General features: G+C 55.2%; 6 protein-coding genes. All 6 read left to right on the top strand.

Annotated elements, in window-relative coordinates; translation table 11 throughout:
* Positions 1-225 (top strand): ABC transporter permease (locus tag ABJQ89_RS06775; RefSeq protein WP_348495506.1); only part of this gene is annotated, 225 nt, incomplete at its 5' end.
* On the top strand, positions 222-968 hold the full coding sequence (locus ABJQ89_RS06770; RefSeq protein WP_348495505.1) for an ATP-binding cassette domain-containing protein: 747 nt from the start codon (positions 222-224) through the stop codon (positions 966-968). The genes ABJQ89_RS06775 and ABJQ89_RS06770, both read left to right, overlap by 4 nt.
* 94 nt (positions 969-1,062) lie before the next feature.
* On the top strand, positions 1,063-1,479 hold the full coding sequence (locus ABJQ89_RS06765; protein ID WP_348495504.1) for a hypothetical protein: 417 nt from the start codon (positions 1,063-1,065) through the stop codon (positions 1,477-1,479).
* Positions 1,476-1,907, top strand: a complete 432-nt coding sequence (locus ABJQ89_RS06760) for a paraquat-inducible protein A (protein WP_348495503.1) — start codon at positions 1,476-1,478, stop codon at positions 1,905-1,907. The genes ABJQ89_RS06765 and ABJQ89_RS06760 overlap by 4 nt, the downstream gene beginning before the upstream one ends.
* Before the next feature lie 121 nt (positions 1,908-2,028).
* Positions 2,029-2,796 (top strand): DNA repair protein, encoded by a 768-nt coding sequence (locus ABJQ89_RS06755; RefSeq protein ID WP_348495502.1) that lies wholly within the window; start codon positions 2,029-2,031, stop codon positions 2,794-2,796.
* 74 nt (positions 2,797-2,870) lie between these two features.
* The coding region (locus tag ABJQ89_RS06750) for an AAA family ATPase (RefSeq protein WP_348495501.1) at positions 2,871-3,577 on the top strand (707 nt) is incomplete at its 3' end.

Here is a 3,577-nt window from a genome sequence, read left to right as displayed (position 1 = left end):
GTGGTGAACACCTTCGACTTCTTAGAGCTGCGCGATGTTGTGTCCTCCTTGGCGAAAGGCGCGGTCTTTGGCGCCATCGCCACGTTGATGGGCTGTTATTACGGCATGAACTCTGGCCGCGGTGCCCAAGGTGTAGGCGCCGCAACCAAAGGCTCGGTTGAAGCGGCTGCCATCCTGATCTTGGCAGCGAACTTCATCCTTACCGGAGTGTTCTTTTCGCTATGATCACGCTTTCAAACGTCAAAAAATCCTTCGGTGACAATCACGTTCTGCGCGGCGTTGATCTCGAGATCGCGCGCGGCACATCGATGGTTATCATCGGTGGCTCTGGCACGGGCAAATCTGTAGCGTTGAAATCGGTTCTCGGCCTCGTCACGCCTGACAGCGGCACAATAACGGTCGATGGCCAAGACGCAGCCACGGCAGAGCGCGACGCGTTCCTGGCGCGGTTTGGTATGCTGTTCCAAGGCGGTGCGCTCTTTGACAGTTTGCCTGTTTGGCAGAACGTCTCGTTTCGCCTGATGCGCGGGGCGCTCAAACGCTCCAAGGAAGAAGCGCGCGAGATCGCTATCGAAAAGCTGCGCCGCGTTGGGTTGAAACCAGATGTCGCTGACCGCCTGCCTGCGGAACTGTCTGGCGGCATGCAAAAACGTGTGGGCCTTGCGCGCGCGATTGCGGCAGAGCCTGAGATCATCTTTTTCGATGAGCCGACCACAGGCCTTGATCCGATCATGTCAGGCGTTATCAACGATTTGATCCGTGAGATCGTTGTGGAAATGGGCGCGACGGCCATGACAATCACCCATGATATGAGCTCGGTTCGCGCGATTGCAGATAATGTTGCGATGCTGCACGACGGGGTCATCCAATGGACGGGACCTGTTGCCGACATGGACACTGCGGGCGATCCTTACTTGGATCAATTTATCCACGGCCGCGCGACCGGACCGATTGAAGCTGTTCGTTAAAAGTTTTCAAAATGGTCAAGAATTAGGCGCGCCTCTTGCATCACCGCCTGTTCGAGGCCACTTTGACCTTAAGTGGTCAAAAAGAAGTCGCCCTGTGAACAGTCTAACCAGTTTCTTCGAACCCAGCCCGACGCTGCTTGCGTTTTTGCTGATCAAGACGTTTTTCTATGTGGAATTTGTCGGCGCGCTTGCGCTGATCCGATCAAACTCTGCCAAAGGCCCTTCTCGTATCGCAGCAATCTTGGCATTGCTCGTCGCGTTGATTGGCGTGGCTGCGAAATATTTACCTGCGCTCGAAGGGTTTGCAGACACGGACGCTGGACTCTTTGCCTCAACCCTCGTCCATCAAGGGGTGCTGAACGAGGGATCAGGCATGGCCCTACCCTTTGCAGTTTCTACGCTGTTTGGCCTTTCCTGCGTTCTCAAAGGGCGACGTTGGTGGGTGCTTGATGTAATTTTCGCAATCGCGGCCTGTGCCTTCTTCGGCCTATGGATCTACACACTGGTATGAACATCCCAAAAATCGTCAACCTCGCTCTTTTGATCGCTTTTCCCATCGCGTGGTTCGCCCCCTTGTTGCGGGCCGGCATTCTGCCACTTTTCGGGCTCAGCGAAATCAGCGTTATCTCCGGGCTGCAAAGCCTGTGGGGCAGCGATGTCATCCTCGCACTCTTGGTGACGTTCTTCGCGCTGTTCGCCCCATATGTGAAAACCATCGGCCTTGCCTTGGTTCAATTCGGCTTGCTCAGCGAGACCATGAAACCTGCCTTGGGCATTTTGAGCAAATTGGCAATGGCCGACATCTTCCTGATTGCAGTTTACATAACCGTTGCAAAAGGGATCGGTGTTGGCCGTATTGAAACGGCTTGGGGCCTGTATCTATTCACCGCTTGCATCATCATCCAAATGGGCTTGGGACTGTTTTCCAAACAGAAATAGCTTGACCCTAGGTCATACTCGCAATTTCACGTTTTTGACGCGGAATTCCACGCATTCCCCTATGACTCGAAAATCCTGATCGGCTAATATCCGCTTATGTCCTTTTGGGGGAGTTCTTCACATGTCTGCACTTAAAAGCGTTTACGAATTGGCGTCCTGGCTTATGCAACGCCTTACATTTTTCTTGCTAATCGGTTTAGCGGCGACTGCCATCGCCCTGACCGTTGCAAGCGCATTTGGCTTTGCCTCATGGATCGAATGGCCACTGCAAATAGGCGAGCAAACCTACCCTTGGGCTGGGATGGCTGCGCAAATCGCAGGAACCGTTCTTCTGGTTGGCTTGTGTTTCTTCCTGCCCGCGCACAAGCGCATCACGCAGCTTGAAACCTCCCACCGTCAATTCCAGATCGGAATGGACGATGTGGCCCGCGCCTACGCGGTGGCCCATGCTCAGGATCGCACCGGCGCCTTCAAGCTCTCTGGTGAATTCGACGCGATCCGCGAACGCCTCGGTTTCCTGCGCGATCATCCTGATTTGGCAACGCTCGAACCAACGGTTTTGGAAGCGGCAGCACAAATGAGCCATATCTCGGCTGAAATGGCGAATATCTATTCGGACCGAAAAGTGGATCGTGCGCGTCAGGTTCTCAAGGAGCGCCAGCACGAAATCGCAGAGTTCAACCTGCGCCTCGAAGAAGCGAAAGTCGTTTCCACCGAATTGAAAAGCTGGCTCGGCCTTGTTGAAATGGAAGAAAGCGTCGCACATGCGCAGCTCGACCGCCTCAAGGATGATCTTGCGGATGTTTTACCGGCCCTTGGCCTTGAGATTGTCGGCGATGTGAAAGAGCCCGAAGGCGAGGTCATCGATCTTCCGCTCGCCGCTGAATAAGTCGGCTCCGATAGTTTGCTGAAAAAGGCGCGCGTTTGATTTGACGCGCGCCTTTGCTTTCGTCACAAGAGCACATGGCTAAAAAACCCTCTTTCTCCTGCAACGAATGCGGCAACATCACCTCAAAGTGGTCGGGTCGCTGCGAAGGTTGTGGCGCTTGGAATTCCATCACCGAAGATGAAGGTCTAAGCTCAGCTGGTCCCGCCAAAGCGGGCCTTGGCACCGTGCGCGGACGCGCTGTGCCTTTGACCAATCTCAGCACACAAGAAGCGCCCCCCGCACGGACCAATTCCGGCTTGAACGAGCTTGACCGCGTACTTGGCGGTGGGCTTGTCCCCGCTTCTGCGACTTTGGTCGGCGGCGATCCCGGTATCGGTAAATCCACCCTGCTTTTGCAAGCAGCAGCGCATTTCGCCAAGGCGGGTCTCAAAACGATCTACGTGAGCGGCGAAGAATCCAGTGCGCAGGTACGTATGCGTGCGCAGCGCCTCGGTCTTGCCGACGCCCCTGTTCAGCTCGCCGCAGAAACCAACCTGCGCGATATTCTTACCACGCTGGAAATCGAAGACCCCCAATTGGTCATTATCGATTCCATTCAAACCATGTGGTCGGACTCTGTCGGCAGTGCACCAGGTTCGGTGTCTCAGGTGCGCGCAGCAGCCCATGAATTAACCAGCTTCGCCAAGCGCCGTGGCATCGCGGTGATCCTAGTGGGCCACGTCACCAAAGATGGTCAAATCGCAGGCCCCCGCGTAGTGGAGCATATGGTTGATACTGTGCT

Origin of the sequence: Planktotalea sp., from assembly GCF_039984035.1 — a bacterium.
GTDB lineage: Bacteria > Pseudomonadota > Alphaproteobacteria > Rhodobacterales > Rhodobacteraceae > Planktotalea.
Note: the sequence above shows the minus strand (reverse complement) of the source record. Positions and strands in the feature narration are given on the sequence as shown.

Coding starts and splice junctions, on each gene's coding strand:
- ABJQ89_RS06770 (WP_348495505.1), top strand. CDS start 222: ATGATCACGCTTTCAAACGTCAAAAAATCCTTCGGTGACAATCACGTT.
- ABJQ89_RS06760 (WP_348495503.1), top strand. CDS start 1,476: ATGAACATCCCAAAAATCGTCAACCTCGCTCTTTTGATCGCTTTTCCC.
- ABJQ89_RS06755 (WP_348495502.1), top strand. CDS start 2,029: ATGTCTGCACTTAAAAGCGTTTACGAATTGGCGTCCTGGCTTATGCAA.